The sequence below is a fragment of the Shinella sumterensis genome (genome assembly GCF_004514425.2).
GTDB classification, from domain to species: Bacteria; Pseudomonadota; Alphaproteobacteria; order Rhizobiales; family Rhizobiaceae; genus Shinella; species Shinella sumterensis.
The window spans coordinates 16,900-36,718 of record NZ_MYFN02000011.1 but is presented as its reverse complement, the minus strand read 5'-3'; the positions used below and the strand labels follow the sequence as shown (position 1 = coordinate 36,718).

The following is a 19,819-nucleotide window of genomic DNA, read 5'->3' as shown; positions in this document are numbered from 1 at the left end:
CGGTCCTCGGCTGTTTCTACGCGCGCGCGTCGGCGACGATCCAGCCGGCCGCCTTTTCGGCGATCATCAGCGTCGGCGCGTTGGTATTGCCGCTGGTGATCTTCGGCATGATGCCTGCATCGACGACCCGCAGGCCCTCGATACCGCGCACTTTCAGCCGGCTGTCCACCACCGCCATCGGATCGTCGTCGCGCCCCATCTTCGTCGTTCCGACGGGATGGAAAATGGTGTTGGCGATATCGCCCGCGAGGCGCGCCAGTTCCTCGTCGCTCTGGAACTGCACGCCGGGCTTCCATTCCTGCGGCTGATATTTCGCGAGCGCCGGCTGCGACACGATCTTGCGCACCTGCCGCAGGCTCTCGGCGGCAATTTTGCGATCGGCTTCCGTGCTGAGATAGTTCGGCGCAATGGCCGGGGCATCCGACGCCTTGTCGGAGCGGATGCGCACGCTTCCGACGCTGGTCGGGTTGAGATTGCACACGCTCGCGGTGAAGGCAGGTACGTCGTGCAAAGGCTCGCCGAAGGCGTCGAGGCTGAGCGGCTGGACGTGATATTCCAGGTTGGCGTGGGCCTGGCTGTCGTCCGACCGCGTGAAGGCACCAAGCTGCGAGGGAGACATGCTCATGGGACCGCTGCGCTTCAACGCATATTCGAGCCCGATCATCGCTTTGCCGACCAAGCTGTTGGCGAGAGTGTTGAGCGTCCTGGCATTGCCGACCTTGAAGACCGCGCGGATCTGCAGATGGTCCTGAAGGTTTTCTCCGACACCCGGCAGATCGTGCACAACCGGGACGCCATGACGCTTCAGCAGTCCGGCCGGACCGATACCCGACAGTTGCAGGATTTGCGGCGAGCCGATCGCGCCGGCGGAAAGAATGACTTCCCGGCGCGCCCGGACCTCCACGCGCTGCCCCTGGCGCTGGACCACGGCACCGGCGCATCGCGTGCCGCCGGATGCCCCGGTCTCAAGGACCAGCCGTTCGACATGGGCTTGTGTCCAGATCGTCAGGTTCGGACGGTTGCACGCCGGGCGCAGGAAAGCTTTCGACGTGTTCCAGCGCCAGCCGGAGCGCTGGTTGACCTCGAAATAGCCGACGCCTTCATTGTCGCCGCTGTTGAAATCGTCCGAGCGTGGAATGCCCGCCTCGACTGCGGCCTCGGCGAAAGATTCCAGGATATCCCATTTGAGCCGCTGCTTCTCGATCCGCCATTCGCCACCATGGCCGTGCATCTCGGAAAACCGGCTGTTGTCGCCAGTCTTCGGGTCCGCGCCTTTGTCCAGCCGGTAGTGATCTTCATGCGCCTTGAAATCGGGCAGGCAGTTCTGCCAGGACCAGACGTCATCACCAGTGGCCGCCGCCCAACCGTCGAAGTCGCGTGCCTGACCGCGCATATAGATCATGCCGTTGATCGAGGAGCAGCCACCGAGCGTCTTGCCACGCGGATAGCGCAGCGATCGCCCGTTCAGGCCGGCATCCGGCTCGGTTTTATAAAGCCAGTCGGTACGCGGATTGCCGATGCAGTAGAGATAGCCGACCGGGATGTGAATCCAGGGATAGTCGTCCTTGCGGCCGGCTTCCAGCAGCAGCACGCGCAGCGCGGGATCGCGGCTGAGGCGGTTGGCAAGCAGGCAGCCGGCGGAACCGCCGCCGACGATGATATAATCGAATGCATGATCGGACGGCGGGGACGGTGCGCGTGTCATCGGGCCACCCACCCCTTCCGGCGGACCGGCCTATGGACACAATATTCGCTGTCACCTTCAATCATTTCAGCCGTCTCCTCGTTTCCACATCAGGAAATTGCGGAGAAATGAAACGGAAATCCAATGACAAATCACATGATGCATTATAAGTGAAACTAATATGCTTCATACGGTCGATCTGAAAACATTGAGGGCATTCGTGACCGTCGCACGGGCCGGAAACGTCACGCGCGCCGCCGAGGAACTGTACGTCACCCAGCCCGCCGTGACGCTGCAGTTGAAGCGCCTCGCCAGGGAGACCGGGCTCACCTTGTTCCGGCGGACGTCGACCGGATTGGAAATGACGCAGGAAGGCGCCCTGCTTGCCGCCAAGGCGGAGCAGGTCCTCGCGGCACTCACGGACTTCGGGCAGACGGCCGGACATTTGGCGACCCGTGTGCGCGGAAAGCTCAGGATCGGCACGATCATCGACCCGGAATTTACCCGCCTGGGTGCGTTTCTGAACGCGCTGATCGAAAGCGGCCCGGGTATCGAGACGACGCTACGGCATGGCATGAGCGGAGATGTGGCGGAAGGCCTGCGGCGGAACGAGCTGGACGCCGGTTTCTATCTTGGCGATCCCAGAGATCACGACCCATCGTCGGACATGTCGGCAGAGGGTGCTGCACCCTTGTTTCACGCGCGCGAACTGGCTCAACTGACCTATCGCGTCGTCGCGCCACCATCCCTTGCCGGCTTCGTAAGGGAGGCTGACTGGACGCAGCTTGCATCCCTCCCCTGGATCGGAACGCCGCAAGCTTCCGTGCACAGCCGGTTGCTGACGCGCCTGTTCACCAATCTCGGCCTTCGGCAAAACATCGTCGCCGAAGTCGACCAGGAGGCATCGATGGTTGCCATGGTGCGGACCGGGATCGGTTTGAGCCTTTGTCGAGAGTCGATTGCCCTTCATGAGCAACAATCCCATGGCCTTGTCATCGCTGAAAACGTCAGGATCTCGACGAAACTGAGCTTCCTTTGCCTGGAGGCCCGCACGAAAGACCCCGCGATATCGGCCGCATTGGACGCAATCCGGCGGGTGTGGGGCTGACCGCGACGGCGCTTGGGCAGCAATTTCCGACATTCGCATCCGGCTGGAAGGGAGCTTCCGGCGAACGGCGCACATGTAAATCCCGGGGTGTTCCGCGTCGAAGCCCTACGGCGGCGCTACCGGCGGGATGAATCGCCAAGCTTCCACGCGACCATCTTGACGACATTTCGGTGCGGTGATTGGATAAGTGGATACAAAAATCCATGATGTGTTTCCATGACCTTCCTGAGCGCCTCTTTAGAGCAAAGCCCGTCCACAGCCGAAGAAGAAGCTTATCTCTACCTCCAGAGGGGCCTCAGGCTTTGCCGCTACAAGCCGGGTGATCGCCTGATACCGGAGGAAATCGCGGCTGAGATCGGCATGAGCCGGATGCCCGTGCGTGAAGCTTTCCGCCGTCTGGCTGCGGAAGGGCTTGTGACGCTTCGCCCGAACCGTGGATGCATTGTGGCGGGTCTCACGCTCGACGAGATCTACGAGACGTTCGAGATCAGGTCCGTTCTCGAGGGCCTGGCGGTGCGCCTGGCAGTGCCGAAAATGGACGCCGACGCCTTTCTCGATCTGGAACGGCTTTTGGATCGCATGGAACGCGCCGGCCAGACGGGCAGCAGCGACTGGGTCGTCCGGCACCAGGAGTTCCATGCACTCATCTACACGCTAAGCGGTCGGCCAAACCTGATCCGAAAGATCAACGCGCTGCATGTCGTGATCGAGCCCTACATGCGCTTCTGGTTCGACTATGTCGACAAGCCGCTGTCGGCGCGCGAGGAACATGAGCGCTTGATCCGTGCATTCGCACAGGGCGATGCGCTTCACGCAGATCAGATCATGCAGGAGCACATTCTCGGCACGGCGCCCTTGCTGGCCGAATTTGCAAGTCCCGTCCGGCGCTGAGCGTCGTGCGTCTACATGTACGAAGATGGTGAAACATCCGGCAAGGTGAAACGCGACGCGCCCCCGCCAACGAGGAGATAACGTAAGAATGCGCAACTTCGAGAAGCCGACACGCTCGGTTGCCGTTGCCCGCCATGCGATGGCGGCGACATCGCACCCCTCCGCAACGCTCGTCGCGCTGCAGATCCTGGCGGCCGGGGGCAATGCGATGGATGCGGCGATTGCGGCATCTGCCGTGCAATGCGTCGTCGAGCCGGGCTCGACCGGCATCGGCGGCGATTGCTTCGTGCTGTACGCAGCCGGCGGCTCCGACAAGGTCGTCGCCTATAACGGCTCCGGCCGCACGCCAGCGGCGTTGACGCTCGACTGGTTCACCGAACGCGGGCTTGCCGAAGTGCCGCGGCACTCGCCCTCGGCGGTGACCGTTCCAGGCGCCATCGATGCATGGACGAGGCTGCATGCCGATCACGGCCGCATGCCCTTCGCCGACGTCCTGGCGCCGGCCATCCGCTTTGCCGAGGAAGGCTATGGTATAAGCCCGCGGGTTCATCACGACTGGCAGCTGGAGGAGGAGCTGCTCTCCTCGGAGCCGACCGCGGCGCGCATCTTTCTGCCGAAGGGGCGAGCGCCCGGGATCGGCGAGGTACACCATCAGCCGGAACTTGCCGCGACGTTGAAGCGCATCGCGGCCGAGGGGCGTGACGGTTTCTACACGGGGGCGGTTGCGGAAGACATCGTGTCCTATCTGCGTTCTCTCGGCGGGCTGCACACGCTGGAGGATTTCGCCGCTGCGCAGGGCGACTATGTGACGCCCGTCACAACGGATTTTCGAGGCCATACCATCCACGAATGCCCGCCGAACGGCCAGGGCATCATCGCGTTGCTGATCCTCAACGTCCTCTCGCGCTTCGACGCCAAGGGCGATCCGCAGTCGCCCGACAGGCTCCATCTGGAAATCGAGGCGACACGGCTTGCCTATGCGGCGCGCGACGCCTGGATTGCGGACCCGGAGAAAGCGCACGTGCCCGTCGAGGAGCTGCTGTCGGACGCCCTCGCCGACCGGCTCGCCGGCATGATCGACCTGAAGCGCGCGATGACGGACCTGCCGGCCTTCGACATGCCGCTGCACCGTGACACGGTCTATATTTCCGTGGTGGACCGCGACCGCAACGCCGTCAGCTTCATCAACTCGGTCTTCGACAGCTTCGGCACCGGCCTTGTCGCGCCGCGGTCCGGTGTGGTGCTGCACAATCGTGGTCAGAGTTTCTCCCTGAAGCCGGGCCATCCCAATGTGGTGGCGCCTGGCAAGAGGCCGCTGCATACCATCATCCCCGGCATGGTCACGCGCGGCGGCCGGGTGGAAATGCCCTTCGGCGTCATGGGCGGCTACTATCAGGCGATGGGCCACGCCCATCTCATCTCCAAGGTCTTCGACTATGGCATGGACCTGCAGGAGGCGATCGACCTTCCGCGTCTCATTCCAAAGTCCGAAGGCACGCTCGTTGAAGCCGAACACACGCTGCCGGCGGCCACCGCAAGCGAACTCGAACGACGCGGCTTCTCGCTCGTTCCGGCCGAAGGACCGATCGGCGGGGCACAGGCAATCCGCATCGATTGGGAGAACGGCACGCTGATCGGCGGCTCGGAATCGCGCAAGGACGGCATCGCGCTGGGTCTGTAGGAACGCCGTGCCAAAGGCAGGATTCCGCGGTTCAGTCTATGCCTTTTGCAGGGAGCTGAAGACGTCCTACGGAGCCGCCGCGCCAGACGTGGTTTCAGCGCAGGACGGCATCGCCCATGGCAGGCTTGCTGCGATAATGGCTGGGTGGCGCTCCCATCATTTTGCGGAAGGCGCGGCTGAAGGAGGCCTCGGAATCGTAACCGAGACGATTGGCGACGGAGGCGACGCGCTGCCCCTCCTTCAGCCATTGATGCGCCTGATGCATGCGCATGCTTGCGATGTAACGCGCCGGCGTCTCGCCCACCACATCGACGAAACGCTGGGCAAAGCCGGAGCGCGACGCACCCATGAGTTTTGCCAGCTCGGCAATCGTCCAGCCGCGAGCCGGCTCCAGATGGATGGCGGCAAGGACACGGCCGATGTCCGGATTGCGCACCGCGGCCAGCCAACCCGTCGCTGTGCCGCAGCCATGTTCGACCCAGGTGCGAATGATCGTTGCCGTCAACACGTCGGCCAACCGCGCCAGAATGCCGCCGGAGCCGACGCGGTTCATCTCAACCTCTCGCATCATGGCGTCGAGAAGCGGTGGGATGGACGGCTCGCTCGATGAGAGGTCGCTGGTGCGCATGACCGAAGGCATAAGCTGCAGGAGCGGATGCATCCGGTCCACATTGAAGCGCATGACGGCAAAGAACAGGAGATTGTTCTTGTCGCTGCACGGACATTGCAGATCGATGATGCCGTCGCAAAGCTGGCGTTTCGGCAGGTCGTTGACAGGGACAGGCGGAACGCCCGGCTTGCTGGCCAGCACATGGGCATCGCCCTTCGGCAACAGGACCGCATCGCCGGCAGCAAGTTCCATCCACTCGCCATCCGGTGTCTGGAGATAGGCGGAGCCGGCGGCAAGAAAATGAAACCGGGCAGGTTCCTGCGAAGGATAGGCCGTTGCCCAAGGCGCCGAAGGCTGGCATCGGCCGTATTCCACACCGTCCAGGCGCAGGCCGCGCAAAATTTCGCTCAAGGCATCACTCAAGGCACACTCCGCAATTTGGAGAAACGGCATAGTTTTATGGATTTCTTAGCATAGAAACTCCGATCCGTCACGCCTACCTTTTTGCCACCTTCATTGGAGATGGAAAAATGGATTTTGTATCAACGCCCTCGCACACGAGCGGTGACGAGCGGGCGGCCCGTTGGGGAGCCGTGCTGTCCCTGTCGCTTGGCGTCTTCGGCCTGGTGACGGCGGAATTCCTGCCGGCGAGCCTTCTGACGCCGATGTCGGCGGACCTCGGTGTCAGCATCGGCGCGGCCGGACAATCCGTCACCACGACGGCCGTCGTCGGCGCATTCGCGGGACCGGCGATCGTCATCGGCACGGGGCGCTTCGACAGGCGCACCGTTCTGCTGGCGCTGACCGGCCTGCTCGTCATATCGAGCCTGATCGCAGGCTTTGCCTCCAGCCTGTTTGTCCTGCTGGTCGCGCGCGTCCTGCTGGGGATCGCACTCGGCGGCTTCTGGGCCATGTCACTGGCACTCGCCATGCGGCTCGTGCCCGACCGGCTGATGCCGCGCGCCATGGCGATCGTGATGTCCGGCGTATCGCTGGCCACCGTCTGCGCGGCACCGCTCGGCGCCTGGATCGGCGCCACCCTCGGCTGGCGGTATGCCTTTCTTCTGGCAGCCGCTGTCGGGGTCGTTACCTTCATCGCGCAGCTGCTGACCGTGCCGCCGCTGCCGCCGAAGGGGACGACGAGCCTCGGCACGATCCTGCGCGTCATCAAGCGGCCCGCCGTGCGGCTCGGGCTTGCCACCATCCTGCTGGTCGTTACCGGACACTTTGCCGGCTTCACCTACATCCGCCCCTACCTCGAACTCGTGCCGCACTTCGGCGTCGAAATGATCACCGCCATCCTGCTTGCCTTCGGCATTGGCGGCTTCTTCGGCAACATTGCCGGCGGCTTCATCGCCGAGCGCAGCACACGTCTGTCGATCACGCTTGCGGCAAGCGGCGTTGCGGTGACAGCGCTGATACTTGCCTTGTTCGGCGTATCACCGGTCATCGCTGCCGTCGCTACGGCGGCCTGGGGTTTCGCATTCGGCGCCCTGCCGGTCAGCGTCCAGTCCTTCATCAGCCGTGCTGCCGGTGACGAGGCGGAAGGCGCTGGTGCGGCAACCCTGACGACCTTCCAGATCGCCATCTCGACGGGGGCGATCCTCGGCGGCCTGATCGTCGAACTGCAAGGCCCTGCCGGCGTATTTCTCTTCTCGGCACTTGCCGCGCTGCTCGGCGCCTCGCTGGTCACCGTCTCTCGCAAGATGCTGGTTCAGGTCGGCTGAAACAACAAACGATATCCAGCTTCCGAGCCCGGCTTGAAAAGGCGCCGGGTTCGGATTGGCATTCGAGGGGCGTGGTTCAGACGATCACAGTCCCTGCCCGTCTTCACACCGCCGAGGCGTAAACGGCGCGAAGAAGGCTATCCCCATACCGTGCAAAGCACAGCTGGGCCCAATCGCCGATCAGCCGTTCTTCGGGTGTGACAGCGCGTCGGTACTCGACCGTCCTTACGACGCCCCCATCGTCTGCCTTGACGTCCGCAAGGGTCTTCTTCGGAGTTGCGTCGGAGAAATAAAGATACATGTACGCGAACACGATGAGGTGCCGCTTGCCCAGCGCGTTTGCGCGCCCGTCTATTGTCTTTACGGCGCGTTGCACGGCGTCGAAATCGGCAATCCTGACCGCGCGCTCAAGACGAACGAAGCCCAAAAAGAGGTGTTTGTTCTCAATCGCAACCCGCCCGTCCGGCGTCCGATCAACGCCATGGCTAATCAGCTTTCGCTTCACGAATATGTAGATCGAGCCCTGCATCACGCATGCTTACACCGCAAGAACGCGCGTCGCCAGCATCACTCGCCTCGATCCGCCCGCGTCATGGCGAGCAGCGCGCGTACGCGGTTCATCTTGGGTTCGTGGATCGACGCCGCCACCCGCGCCGGAAAGTGTGGTGGCGGCGTCGGCACCGTCAGGCGTAGCGCGCGACGGCGAGGTCGGTGGCGTCGATCTCCGGCTTTTTGCCGGAGACGAGATCGGCGATCACACGGGCCGAGCCGGAGCTCATCGTCCATCCGAGCGTGCCGTGGCCCGTGTTGAGGTAGAGGCCGGCGACCTTCGTCGGGCCGATGACGGGCGTGCCATCGGGGGTCATTGGGCGCAAACCCGACCAGAAGCTCGCCTTGGAAACGTCTCCGCCGGGGAAGAGATCGGTGACGGAATGCTGCAGCGTCAGGCGGCGCGGCTCACCGAGATCGTTGGTATAGCCAGAGATTTCCGCCATGCCGCCCACACGGATGCGGTCGCCGAGCCGCGTGATGGCGATCTTGTAGGTCTCGTCCATCACCGTGGAGACCGGCGCGCGCGTCTCGTCGGTGATCGGGATGGTCAGCGAATAGCCCTTGACCGGATAGACCGGCAGGCGGATGCCGTGCGGGCGCACGAGCAGGGGAGAGAAGCTGCCGAGCGCCACGACAACCGCATCGGCCTCGATGCGGCCATGCGCGGTAACGACGCCGGTCACGCGTCCCGCCTCCACATCGAGCCCGCGGATGATGCTGCCATAGTTGAAGCGAACGCCGAGTGCGGCGGCCTTGGCAGCAAGCGCATTGGCGAACTTGAAGCAGTCGCCGGTCTCGTCCTTCGGTGTCAGCAGTCCGCCCACGATCTTTTCGCGGACATGCCCGAGCGCCGGCTCGACGCGGATGCAGCCTGCGGGGTCGAGCACCTCATAGGGAATGCCATCGGCGGCGAGCGCCTTGACGTCCTTCGCCGACGCGTCGAGCTGGGCTTGCGTGCGGAAGAGCTGCAGCGTGCCCTGCATGCGCTCGTCATAGGAGATGCCCGTCTCCTCGCGCAGTGCGGCAAGCGCGACGCGGCTGTAATCGGCAAGGCGCAGCATGCGGCTCTTGTTGAGCGCGTAGCGGGCGGACGTGCAGTTGCGCAGCATCTGCGCCATCCAGGACAGCATGGCCATGTCGACCTTGGGGCGCAGGATAAGCGGTGCATGCTGCATGAACAGCCATTTCATCGCCTTCATCGGGATGCCCGGCGCGGCCCAGGGCGAGCAGTAGCCGAAGGAGACCTCGCCGGCATTGGCGAAACTGGTCTCGAGTGCCGGGCCGGGCTGGCGGTCGACGACCGTCACGTCGTGACCGGCGCGCGCAAGCTGGTAGGCGGATGTGACACCGACGATGCCGGCGCCGAGAACGATGACTTTCATGATGCCCTCGAAGGAAAGAGACGGTGTCAGCGATAGATGCGCTGGTAGCGGTTTCCGAGACCGGTCAGGATCTCGTAGGAAATGGTACCGGCGTCGCGGGCCACATCCTCCAGCGTCTGGTTGGGGCCGAGCAGTTCGACACGGCTGCCGAGCGTGAGGCGGCCCTGCGGCAGTGCGGAGATGTCGATGGTGATGCTGTCCATCGAGACGCGCCCCACGATGGGCAGCCGCATCCCGTCGCAATAGACGGCGCCGCGGCCCGAGAGACTGCGCGGCAGGCCATCCGCATAACCGGCGGCGATGGTGGCAAGACGCGTCTCGCCCGTCACGACATGGGTGCCGCTGTAGCCGACGCGCGCGCCGGCCTGCACCGTGCGGGTCTGCACGACCGCTACGTCGAGGCTGACGACGGGTTCCATCGGGTTCGCCCGGCCGGAAACGGGCGCACCGCCGTAAAGCGCGATACCGGGGCGGGCGAGCACGCCGTGATAGGGCTGGCCGAGGAAGATGCCGCCGGAATTGGCAAAGCACAGGTCGAATTGCGGGAAGGCGGCGGCGACGGCCTGCATCTCGGCAAGCTGGCTGGCATTCTGCGCGCTCTCGGCGTCGTCGGCGCTGGCAAGATGGCTCATCACGAACAGCATGGCGATCCCCGCTTCGGCTTTCACCAGAGCCGCGAGCACTTCGCGCTCCTCCGGCGGCACGCCGAGGCGCGACATGCCGGTGTCGAACTGGAGGACGGCGGGAAGGATGCGGCCCGCAGCCTTCGCCGCGTCGGCCCATCGCCGCCACTGCTCGAGCGAGTTGATGACAGGCACGATGCCGTGGCGGGCGCAGGCGCTTTCATTGCCGGGCAAGAGGCCGTTCAGGACGAAGATGCGGGCATCACCTGCCAGCAGAGGACGCAGCCGCAGCGCCTCGACGAACTGGGCGACGAAAAAGTGGCGGCAGCCTTCCGCATAGAGCCGAGGCGCGACCCGGTCGGCGCCGAGCCCATATGCGTCGGCCTTGACCACTGCCGCCGCGCCCGCCGGGGCGACGTCGCCCGCAAGCCGCGCGTAATTGCGGGCAAGCGCGGCCAGATCGATGGTGAGATAGCCGGAGGCGCCGTCGATCTCCGCGCTGATGTCTCGTGATGTCATGCCGTCCATACCCGTCCCCCGAGCTTTTTTCGAAGCCTAGTGAAACGATCGCAGAATTTCCGGTCGATCTGCGCTTGATTGTTGCGTGCGTGCATGATTGTTGGAAGGAACGGTGACTTTTCGGAACAATCTGCCATGGCCGCTCTTGATACGATCGATCGCAATATCCTGCGGCTTCTCCGGCTCGATGCCCGCATGAGCAACGCAGCACTCGCTGCCGAGGTCGGGCTGTCGCCCTCCGCCTGCCTGCGGCGCATCCGGCTGATGGAAAAGGCCGGCGTCATCAGGGGCTACACGGCGCTTGTCGATACCGGAAACGCCGAGGCGACCATCGCCGTCATCATCAATATCACGCTGGAGCGCCAGACGGAGGATCATCTGGATCGCTTCGAGGCAGCGGTGCGCCGCCACCCGGAAATCCGCGAATGTTTCCTGATGACGGGTGGTTCGGACTATCTCCTGCGCGTCGAGGTGGCCAATGCCGGCGACTTCGAGCGCATTCACAAGGAAATCCTGTCTGCGCTGCCCGGTGTTCAGCGCATCCATTCCAGCTTCTCGATCCGCAACGTGCTGGCCACGCGCCCACGGGGCCGGCGCTGAGGCATTTCCGGCCGAAGCGGGATCGCCTCGACTCATGGCGAGATGATCAGTCCGTGAGCGCCATGCGCAACTCCGCCTCCCGGCCGAGCATGGTCATCCATTCCGTATATTTCGGCTGGACGCGAAGCTGCCGTCCGTAGTGACGGCGCAGGGCGGCTGTCAGATCGCCGCCGCGGCCGAGCTGCTCGTCGGCAAAGCTGATCATCTGCGAATTCGGCCAGGCCTGCGGCCGGATCTCGACGAGCCGCCGGAACAGGTCCTCCGCTTCCTCATCCGGGTTCGCCTGCGCCATCAGGGTCAGCATGGCGGCCGTGGAGCGCGATATGCCCATATGGCAATGAACGAGGAGGTGGCTCTGCGCATCCTGTTCCTGCCGGGCGAGGAAATCGCTGCCGAAAGCGAGCACGGCCGCGACGTGATCGGGGTGTGGCATCACCCGGTCGGGTATCGCGGATATGATGTCGTGGAAGCGCAGCGTCGTGCGATGATGCTGCGCATAGCTCGCAAAAGCTTCAAGCTCCGGCAGATCGGGGTCGACGATGGACAGGACATGGGTGACGGCACGGTCGCGCTGCCCGGGCAGTTCATCGATGCCGCACACCGTCAGCACGGGTGAAAAGATCATGTCCATAGCCGTATCCTCGCAAATTCCTGCCGTGACCGACAAAGCGTCGGAGGACGATAGATAGTAAAATGCGGGCTGCGCGACAACGGAGCGTTTTGCCGATGAACGGCAATCTGCATGTCGCGGCCACGACCATCTTGCAAAATGCCGGTCCGGGGCGCACTGATCCGTCTTGCCCGGGCAGGGATGGCCCGGTGGCGAACCGCGACATTTGAGGTATGACGCATGGAAATTCTGACGGCAGCCGGGCTGACGGCGCTTTTGCAGGTGATTGCAATCGATCTCGTGCTGGCGGGGGACAACGCCGTGGTGATCGGTCTGGCGGCGGCGGGGCTTGATCCCGCCCAGCGCAAGAAGGCCATTCTCGTCGGCATCATCGCAGCGACGGTGCTGCGCATCATCTTCGCCACCGTGGCGGTGCATCTTCTGGCCATCATCGGCCTGCTTCTGGCCGGCGGGCTTCTTCTCCTGTGGGTCTGCTGGAAGATGTGGCGCGAACTGCGCAGCGGCCACACGGATGCCGAAGGCCTGCCGGCCGAAGGCGCGCCGAAGAAGACGTTCTTTCAGGCGGCGACGCAGATCGTCGTTGCGGATGTCTCGATGTCGCTGGACAATGTGCTGGCCGTCGCGGGTGCGGCCCGTGAACATCCAAGCGTTCTGATCGTCGGCCTTGCGCTCTCCATCGCGCTGATGGGCATTGCCGCCAACGTCATCGCCCGCCTGCTCAACAAGCATCGCTGGATCGCCTATGTCGGCCTGGCCATCATCCTCTATGTCTCGCTCGACATGATCTATCGCGGCGCGATCGAGGTGCTGCCCTACGTTCCGATCGACTGAGGCGGACGCAAAAAGGCCGGGATGAACCCGGCCTTTTCGTTTGCGCTCAGTGCTGGACCGCGGGCGTTCCTTCCGGTTCGTCCCCGGACATGGTCGATCGTCCGTGCTGGACAAGCGGGCGATTGCCCGCGATCCGGCGCAGCAGCACGTAGAAGACCGGCGTCATGAAGATGCCGAAGAAGGTGACGCCGATCATGCCGCAGAACACGGCAAGGCCCATGGCGGCGCGCATCTCCGCGCCCGCGCCGGTCGACAGGACCAGCGGCACGACACCCATGATGAAGGCCATGGACGTCATGAGGATCGGGCGAAGGCGAAGGCGGCTCGCCTCGATGGCCGCCTGCACCGGGGTTCGGCCCTCGAATTCCAGCTCGCGGGCGAATTCCACGATGAGGATGGCGTTCTTCGCCGATAGCCCCACCAGCACGACAAGGCCGATCTGGGTGAAGACGTTGTTGTCGCCGCCCGTGTACCAGACCCCGGCAAGCGCCGCGAGTACGCCCATCGGCACGATCATGATGATGGCGATCGGCAATGTCAGGCTCTCATACTGCGCTGCGAGCACGAGATAAACGAGCAGCAGCGCCAGCGGGAAGACGACGATGCTCGAATTGCCGGCCAGGATCTGCTGGTAGGTCAGGTCCGTCCATTCGAAGTCGATGCCCGCGGGAAGCGTTTCCGCCGCGATCTTCTCGATGGCAGCCTGCGCCTGGCCCGAGGAGAAGCCCGGCGCGGGTCCGCCGTTGATGTCGGCGGCGAGGAAGCCGTTGTACCGCGTCGTGCGTTCGGGCCCCGTCGTCGCGTCCACCTTCAGGAGGGCCGACAGCGGGATCATCTCGCCCGACTGCGACCGCACCTTCAACTGGCCGATATCTTCCGGCTTGGCGCGGAAGGCGGAATCCGCCTGTACGCGTACGCTGTAGGTCCGGCCGAAGGCGTTGAAGTCGTTGACATAGAGCGAGCCGAGATAGATCTGCAGCGTCTCGAACACATCCGTCACCCGCACGCCGAGCTGCTGGGCCTTGGCCCGGTCGAGATCGGCATAGAGCTGCGGCACGTTGATCTGGAAGCTGGAGAACAGGCCCGCCAGCTCCGGCGTCTGGTATGCCTTGCCGAGGAAGGCCTGCGTCGCTTCGTTCAGGGCCGCATAGCCGAGGCCTGCACGGTCCTCGATCTGCAGCTTGAAGCCGCCCGTCGTGCCGAGACCGTTGACCGGCGGCGGCGGGAACATGGCGATGAAGGCGTCCTGGATGCCGGCGAATTTCTGGTTCAGCTGCATGGCGATGGCGCCGCCGGAAAGATCCGGCGTCTTGCGCTTGTCGAAATCATCGAGAACCGCAAACACGATGCCGGAGTTCGAGCCGATGGTGAAGCCGTTGATCGACAGGCCCGGGAAGGCGATGGCATGCGCCACGCCCGGCTGTTCCAGCGCAATCGCGCTCATTCTCTTGATGACGTCTTCCGTGCGGTCGAGCGTCGCGCCGTCGGGCAACTGGGCGAAGCCGACGAGATACTGCTTGTCCTGCGCCGGCACGAAGCCGCCGGGCACGGCGTTGAACACGGTGTAGGTCGCGCCGACGAGGGCGAGATAGACCAGCATGACCACCGACTTGCGGTTCACCAGCGCGCCAACGCCGCGGCCATAGCCGTTGCCGGCCGCACCGAATGCCCGGTTGAAGCCGCGGAAGAACCAGCCGAACAGGCCGTCCATCACACGGGTCAGCCAATCCTTGGGCGCATGGTGATCCTTCAGGAGCAGCGCCGCAAGAGCGGGTGACAGCGTCAGCGAGTTGATGGCCGAGATGACCGTGGAGATGGCGATGGTCAGCGCGAACTGGCGGTAGAACTGGCCGGACAGGCCGCTGATGAACGCCAGCGGCACGAAGACGGCAACGAGCACCAGCGCAATCGCGATGATCGGGCCGGATACCTCGCGCATCGCCCGGTAGGTGGCGTCGCGCGGGCTCAGGCCGTTTTCGATGTTTCGCTCGACATTCTCGACGACGACGATCGCGTCGTCCACCACGATGCCGATCGCGAGAACCAGGCCGAACAGCGTCAGCGCGTTCACCGAAAAACCGAAGGCATACATGACGGCGAAGGTGCCGATGATCGAGACGGGTACGGCGAGCAGCGGGATGATCGAGGCGCGCCAGGTCTGGAGGAACAGAATGACGACGAGCACGACGAGCGCGATGGCCTCCAGCAGCGTATCCACGACCTTGTCGATGGAGGCACGCACGAATTCCGTCGTGTCGTAGACGATCTCGTACTTCACGCCGTCGGGCATGGCGAGCTGGAGCTGGTCCATCGTGGCACGCACGCTGTCGGCGATCTCGATGGCGTTGGACCCCGGCGCCTGAAGCACGGCGACGGCGACGGCCGGCTGCCCGTCGAGCAGCGAGCGCAACGTATAGTCGGCGGCACCGAGTTCGACGCGCGCGACATCCCTCAGGCGGGTGATCTGTCCCTCAGGCCCGGCCTTGACGATGATGTTGCCGAATTCCTCCGGGGTGCGCAGGCGGCCCTGGGCATTGACGTTGAGCTGGAGGTTGACGTCATTTGGCGTCGGGGAAGCGCCGATAATGCCGGCGGCCGCCTGCACATTCTGTTCGCGGATGGCGTTGCTGATATCGCTCGCAGCCAGCGCATGCTCAGCGGCCTTCTGCGGATCGATCCACACGCGCATCGCATAGTCGCCGGCGCCGAAAACCTGCACCTGCCCGACGCCCTCGATGCGCGCGAGCCGGTCCTTGATGTTCAGCGTGGCGTAGTTGCGCAGATAGGTCACATCATAGCGGTCGGTCGTCGAGACGAGGTTCACCACCATGATGAAGTCGGGCGAGCTCTTGACCGTGGTCACGCCGAGCGACCGGACCTCCGCGGGCAGGCGCGGCTCGGCCTGCGAAACGCGGTTCTGGACGAGCTGCTGGGCCTTGTCGGGATCGGTGCCGAGCTTGAAGGTGACCGTCAGCGTCAGCACGCCATCCGACGTCGCCTGGCTGTTCATGTACAGCATGTCCTCCACACCGTTGATCTGCTCTTCAAGCGGCGTGGCGACGGTTTCGGCGATGACGACGGGGTTTGCGCCCGGATAGACGGCGCGCACCACGATCGATGGCGGAACGACTTCCGGATACTCGGAAATCGGCAGGGCGCGCATGCCGATCAGGCCTGCGACCACGATGAGGATCGATAGAACCCCGGCAAAGACCGGGCGATCCACGAAGAAACGGGAGATGTTCATTTTGCACCCTCTCCAGGATGAATTCGGACGAACAAGCCTACCCGGCGGGCAAGGCACCGCCGGCGGACATGGATTTGCATGCAATCGAGGCGGGGCCTTTACGTCGCCCCGCCGGCCGCCGTTACTTCACGGCGGCGACGTTTTCCTGCACCTGCGGGTCGACCACGACACCAGGGCGCACGCGCTGCAGGCCGTTGACGACCACCTTGTCGCCATTGGAAAGGCCGCTTTCGACGATACGCTCGTTGCCCGACAGGCTGCCGAGCACGACCGGCCGGTAGGCGACCTTGTTTTCCTTGTCGACGACGAAGACGAACTTCTTGTCCTGGTCGGTTCCGACGGCCTTCTCGCTGACGAGGATCTTGCTCTCGGCCTTCGGCTCGCCCATGCGGATGCGCACGAACTGGCCGGGGATCAGCCGGTTGCCCGGATTGTCGAAGACGGCGCGCACGGCGATCGTGCCGCTGGCCGCGTCCACCTCGTTGCCGATGAGCTGGAGCTTGCCGTGAATGGGCGTGCCCTCATCGGCGAGCGTACCGACCTCTACCGGGATCTGCTCGATCGGCGGCAATGCGCCTTCGGAGGCAGGCAGAGCGGCGAGCGCGGCCGAGACCGTTTCCTCGCTGACATTGAAGCTGGCATAGATCGGATCGACGGAGACGAGCGTCGTCAGCGCCGGGGAGGCCGAGCCGCCCGCCACGAGGTTGCCCGTGGTGATCTCCACCTTGCCGACGCGGCCGGCGACCGGGGCGCGCACATTCGTGTAGCTGAGTTCCAGCTCAGCGGCATCGAGCGTGGCGCGCGCGGTGGTCAGCGCCGCTTCGGCCTCTGCCACCGCGTTCAGGCGCTGGTCGATGTCGCTTTGCGAGATGCTGTTGCTCTGGGCGAGGCGTTCACCGCGATCAAGCTGGGTCTTGGCAAGCTTCACCCGGGCCTCGGCGGACGCGAACTGGCCCTTTGCCTGCGTCACCGCGGTCTGGAAGGGTTGTGGATCGATGGTGAAGAGCAGGTCGCCGGCCTTCACCAGCGCCCCCTCGCGGAAGTGAACCGACTGGATGGCGCCCGAAACGCGCGAGCGAACCTGCACGCGATCGATGGCCTCCAGGCGGCCGGAGAATTCCTGCCATGTCACCACGTCGCGGTTCTCGACCACGGTAACGGTGACCGGTACCGCGGGAACCTCCGCGGCGGCGGTCGCCTCGGCCTTGGCGGCGGTGGCGGGAAGTTGGAAGATCAGGGCTGCGGCAGAAGCAGACACAGCCAGTCCCAGGCCGGCGCCCGTAAGGGCCCAGCGTTTGCGCTTCGATATCATTGTTTTCTCCAGTGCGGCTTGGGTCCGCGTTATATTTTCAATTCAAATCAGGCAGTGCTTATCGTGTGAACGAAACCGGCAAACTGGTCGGCGACGACGCCTGCCCAGTGCTCGGCCCCATTGGGTGTCCCGCTATAGATCGTTGGCCAGCCTGTTCCCGCGGGAAGGACATGCTGCTGTACTTTGACATCGGCCGCACGCAGGCTTGCGGCATAGCCCAGGCCCTCGTCGAGAAGCGGATCGTCTTCGGACGATATGATGAGCGCCGGTGCAAGGCCCGACAGGCGCGAGCACATGGACGGCGCGGCATAGGGATGGCAGACGCCACCGCTGAGATAGTGGTTCCAGCCGTCGGTCCAGCGGTCGTGCATGCCGATGGCGTCCGCCTTGCGGAAGGACGGCGTGGCCATGAAGGGATCGAGCAGCGGCGACAGCAGAACCTGGCCGTCCAGTTCGTCGGCGAAGTGGTCGCGCGCCTTCAGCGCAACGCCGGCCGCGACGTTGCCGCCGGCTTCCTCGCCGCCGATCAGGAGAAGCGACTTTCGGTCGCCAAGGCCCGCGCGCTTCTTGGCCAGATAGGAGAAGATGGAAAAGCCGGCTTCGAGCGGCCTGGGGAAGACGCCACCCTCGTTATAGTTCGGCACGGCGACGATGGCGCCGGTGCCGGCAATGCATTCGGCGAGCGGGCAATGGGTGAGGCCTGACTGCGTGAACGCACCGCCGTGGAAATACAACAGGACCGGTGCACCCTTGGCGTAGTCGGCTCCCTGATAGACGCGCACCGACACGGGGCCGGAGGCCACCTTGTCGAACGTCATATCCTTGATTTCCACCGGCATCGATTTTGTCCTGCAGCCCCGTTTGAAATAGGAGGGGCCCTCACCATTTATATCGTTAGTCATTGCACCCAGATAAGTGTGGTAAAATCGATTTCACTGTTCGATAACTCGAACAATCATAGCTTCCATAGCGGGAATGTTCCATGGATCAGCTTTCTGCGATGCGCGTTTTCCTTCGCGTCGTCGAGATGGGAAATTTCACCCGGGCGGCGGACGCCATGGGCATGCCCAAGGCCACCGTCAGCAATCTCATTCATAATCTGGAAGCGCATCTTCAAACCAAGTTGCTGAACCGCACGACCCGGCGCGTCATGGTGACCACGGATGGTGCGCTCTACTACGAACGGGCCAACCAGATCATCACCGAGATCGATGAGCTGGACGGCAGCCTTTCGCATTCCCGCACCAATCCAAGCGGCCGGCTGCGCGTGGAAATGTCCGGCGCCTTCGCGGATCTGGTCGTCATTCCGGCATTGAAGGATTTTCACGAGGCCTATCCCGATATCAGCATCGACCTGGGGGTCGGCGACCGGCCGGTGGATTATCTCGCGGAGAATGTCGACTGCGCGCTCAGGGCCGGCGCGCCGGGCAACACGTCGCTCATCGCACGGCGGGTCGGCGAGGTCGACCTGCTCGCCTGCGCGGCACCGGACTACATCGCGGCCTTCGGCACGCCGCAGCATCCGTCGGAGCTTGAGGCGGACCATCGCCTGGTGAACTACTTTTTCGCGCAGAACAACCGCATCATGCCCTTCGTGCTGACGCGGGGCGAGGAAAAGATGGAGATCAACGGCCGCTACACCGTATCGACCAACGATGCCCGCAGCTATTCCGCAGCCGCGCTTTCGGGATTGGGCATTGCCCTCCTCGCCCGCTTCATGGCGCGCGGGGCACTGGAAGACGGCCGGCTGGTTCCTGTGCTGACCGATTGGCAGGTCGAGCGCCTTCAGCTCTACATCGTTTATCCGCCCAACCGGCACCTGAGCAACAAGGTCCGGGTCTTCGTGGACTGGCTCGTGCGGCTCCTGGCGCGTTCGCAGCTGGCCCCGCCCGATTGAGCCTTTCGGTCGGCGCCGCGCGACCCTAACCCTGCCGCGGTTTCCAATCGGCCGACGGAATCGTATTGATCATCCACGGCACGCCGAACTTGTCGGTCAGGGAGCCAAACCCGGGGGACCAGAAGGTTTCTTCAAAAGGCATGCCCGGCCGTCCGCCGTCACAAAGCGCGTCATACCAGCGTTTCGCCTCGGCCTTGTCCGTTGTATGCAGGGTGACGTCGAAGCCGTTCTTGGGCTTGTCCACATTCGGCGCCCAGGCAACGTCCATGTCGGCGCCCATCAATGCCTGATCGCCGACTTGAAGCCAGCAATGCATCAGCCAGTCCTTGTACTTTTCGTCGCTGATGGGCATGTCCGGCGGCGCGGCACTATAGGGCATGGCAGCCGTGATGGTACCGCCGAGAACGTCGGCATAGAACTCGAAGGCTTCCCGGCACTGGCCCTGGAAACTCAGGCTGGTCACGATCTTCATGACGCTATCCCTCCTCCCTGGAGTGAGGCGTCACTATCCTCCCGATCGACAT

The 19,819-nt window shown here is 64.1% G+C and carries 17 protein-coding genes; 7 read left to right on the top strand and 10 right to left on the bottom strand.

Annotated elements, in window-relative coordinates; genetic code table 11:
* Nucleotides 1-16: 16 nt before the first annotated feature.
* Complete coding sequence (locus tag B5M41_RS18940; protein ID WP_134650088.1) at nt 17-1,705, bottom strand: GMC family oxidoreductase; 1,689 nt, start codon at nt 1,703-1,705, stop codon at nt 17-19.
* Nucleotides 1,706-1,865: 160 nt separating this feature from the next.
* Here B5M41_RS18940 and B5M41_RS18935 point away from each other — a divergent pair, with 160 nt between their 5' ends.
* From B5M41_RS18935 to ggt, 3 genes are all read left to right on the top strand, one after another.
* Complete coding sequence (locus tag B5M41_RS18935) at nt 1,866-2,792, top strand: LysR family transcriptional regulator (RefSeq protein WP_134650087.1); 927 nt, start codon at nt 1,866-1,868, stop codon at nt 2,790-2,792.
* A gap of 216 nt (nt 2,793-3,008) precedes the next feature.
* On the top strand, nt 3,009-3,683 hold the full coding sequence (locus B5M41_RS18930) for a GntR family transcriptional regulator (protein ID WP_134650086.1): 675 nt from the start codon (nt 3,009-3,011) through the stop codon (nt 3,681-3,683).
* Between the two features lie 88 nt (nt 3,684-3,771).
* A complete protein-coding gene (ggt, locus tag B5M41_RS18925) occupies nt 3,772-5,364 on the top strand; it encodes a gamma-glutamyltransferase (protein ID WP_134650085.1) in 1,593 nt (530 codons plus the stop codon).
* 94 nt (nt 5,365-5,458) lie between these two features.
* Here ggt and B5M41_RS18920 read toward each other — a convergent pair whose 3' ends face one another.
* Nucleotides 5,459-6,397 carry an AraC family transcriptional regulator gene (locus B5M41_RS18920; RefSeq protein ID WP_134650084.1) on the bottom strand — a complete coding sequence of 313 codons (939 nt, stop codon included), beginning with the start codon at nt 6,395-6,397 and terminating at the stop codon, nt 5,459-5,461.
* Between the two features lie 107 nt (nt 6,398-6,504).
* Between B5M41_RS18920 and B5M41_RS18915 the strand changes: the two genes are divergently transcribed.
* The gene (locus tag B5M41_RS18915) at nt 6,505-7,701 is read left to right on the top strand and encodes an MFS transporter (RefSeq protein WP_134650083.1); all 1,197 of its coding nucleotides are present in this window, start codon (nt 6,505-6,507) and stop codon (nt 7,699-7,701) included.
* 103 nt (nt 7,702-7,804) lie between these two features.
* Here the strand turns inward: B5M41_RS18915 and B5M41_RS18910 are convergent, their stop codons facing one another.
* The 3 genes from B5M41_RS18910 to alr form a co-directional block, all read right to left on the bottom strand.
* Nucleotides 7,805-8,230 (bottom strand): hypothetical protein, encoded by a 426-nt coding sequence (locus B5M41_RS18910; RefSeq protein ID WP_134650082.1) that lies wholly within the window; start codon nt 8,228-8,230, stop codon nt 7,805-7,807.
* Between the two features lie 154 nt (nt 8,231-8,384).
* Nucleotides 8,385-9,635 carry a D-amino acid dehydrogenase gene (locus B5M41_RS18905; protein ID WP_134650081.1) on the bottom strand — a complete coding sequence of 417 codons (1,251 nt, stop codon included), beginning with the start codon at nt 9,633-9,635 and terminating at the stop codon, nt 8,385-8,387.
* A 26-nt stretch (nt 9,636-9,661) separates the two neighbouring features.
* On the bottom strand, nt 9,662-10,786 hold the full coding sequence (alr, locus tag B5M41_RS18900; RefSeq protein WP_134650080.1) for an alanine racemase: 1,125 nt from the start codon (nt 10,784-10,786) through the stop codon (nt 9,662-9,664).
* Nucleotides 10,787-10,912: 126 nt separating this feature from the next.
* On the opposite strand from alr, the gene B5M41_RS18895 reads away from it, so the two are divergent.
* Nucleotides 10,913-11,377, top strand: a complete 465-nt coding sequence (locus B5M41_RS18895; protein ID WP_134650079.1) for an Lrp/AsnC family transcriptional regulator — start codon at nt 10,913-10,915, stop codon at nt 11,375-11,377.
* Between the two features lie 46 nt (nt 11,378-11,423).
* On the opposite strand, the gene B5M41_RS18890 is transcribed toward B5M41_RS18895, so the two are convergent.
* The gene (locus tag B5M41_RS18890; protein ID WP_134650078.1) at nt 11,424-12,008 is read right to left on the bottom strand and encodes a tyrosine phosphatase family protein; all 585 of its coding nucleotides are present in this window, start codon (nt 12,006-12,008) and stop codon (nt 11,424-11,426) included.
* Between the two features lie 219 nt (nt 12,009-12,227).
* Between B5M41_RS18890 and B5M41_RS18885 the strand changes: the two genes are divergently transcribed.
* Nucleotides 12,228-12,839: a TerC family protein gene (locus B5M41_RS18885; RefSeq protein WP_134650077.1), complete on the top strand. Its 612-nt coding sequence runs from the start codon at nt 12,228-12,230 to the stop codon at nt 12,837-12,839.
* A 46-nt stretch (nt 12,840-12,885) separates the two neighbouring features.
* Here B5M41_RS18885 and B5M41_RS18880 read toward each other — a convergent pair whose 3' ends face one another.
* The 3 genes from B5M41_RS18880 to B5M41_RS18870 form a co-directional block, all read right to left on the bottom strand.
* A complete protein-coding gene (locus B5M41_RS18880; protein WP_134650076.1) occupies nt 12,886-16,086 on the bottom strand; it encodes an efflux RND transporter permease subunit in 3,201 nt (1,066 codons plus the stop codon).
* A 121-nt stretch (nt 16,087-16,207) separates the two neighbouring features.
* The gene (locus B5M41_RS18875) at nt 16,208-17,398 is read right to left on the bottom strand and encodes an efflux RND transporter periplasmic adaptor subunit (protein ID WP_134652516.1); all 1,191 of its coding nucleotides are present in this window, start codon (nt 17,396-17,398) and stop codon (nt 16,208-16,210) included.
* 47 nt (nt 17,399-17,445) lie between these two features.
* Nucleotides 17,446-18,237: an alpha/beta hydrolase fold domain-containing protein gene (locus B5M41_RS18870; RefSeq protein WP_134652514.1), complete on the bottom strand. Its 792-nt coding sequence runs from the start codon at nt 18,235-18,237 to the stop codon at nt 17,446-17,448.
* Nucleotides 18,238-18,380: 143 nt separating this feature from the next.
* On the opposite strand from B5M41_RS18870, the gene B5M41_RS18865 reads away from it, so the two are divergent.
* On the top strand, nt 18,381-19,295 hold the full coding sequence (locus B5M41_RS18865; protein ID WP_134652512.1) for a LysR family transcriptional regulator: 915 nt from the start codon (nt 18,381-18,383) through the stop codon (nt 19,293-19,295).
* A 25-nt stretch (nt 19,296-19,320) separates the two neighbouring features.
* On the opposite strand, the gene B5M41_RS18860 is transcribed toward B5M41_RS18865, so the two are convergent.
* A complete protein-coding gene (locus B5M41_RS18860; protein WP_134652510.1) occupies nt 19,321-19,767 on the bottom strand; it encodes a VOC family protein in 447 nt (148 codons plus the stop codon).
* Nucleotides 19,768-19,819: the final 52 nt, after the last annotated feature.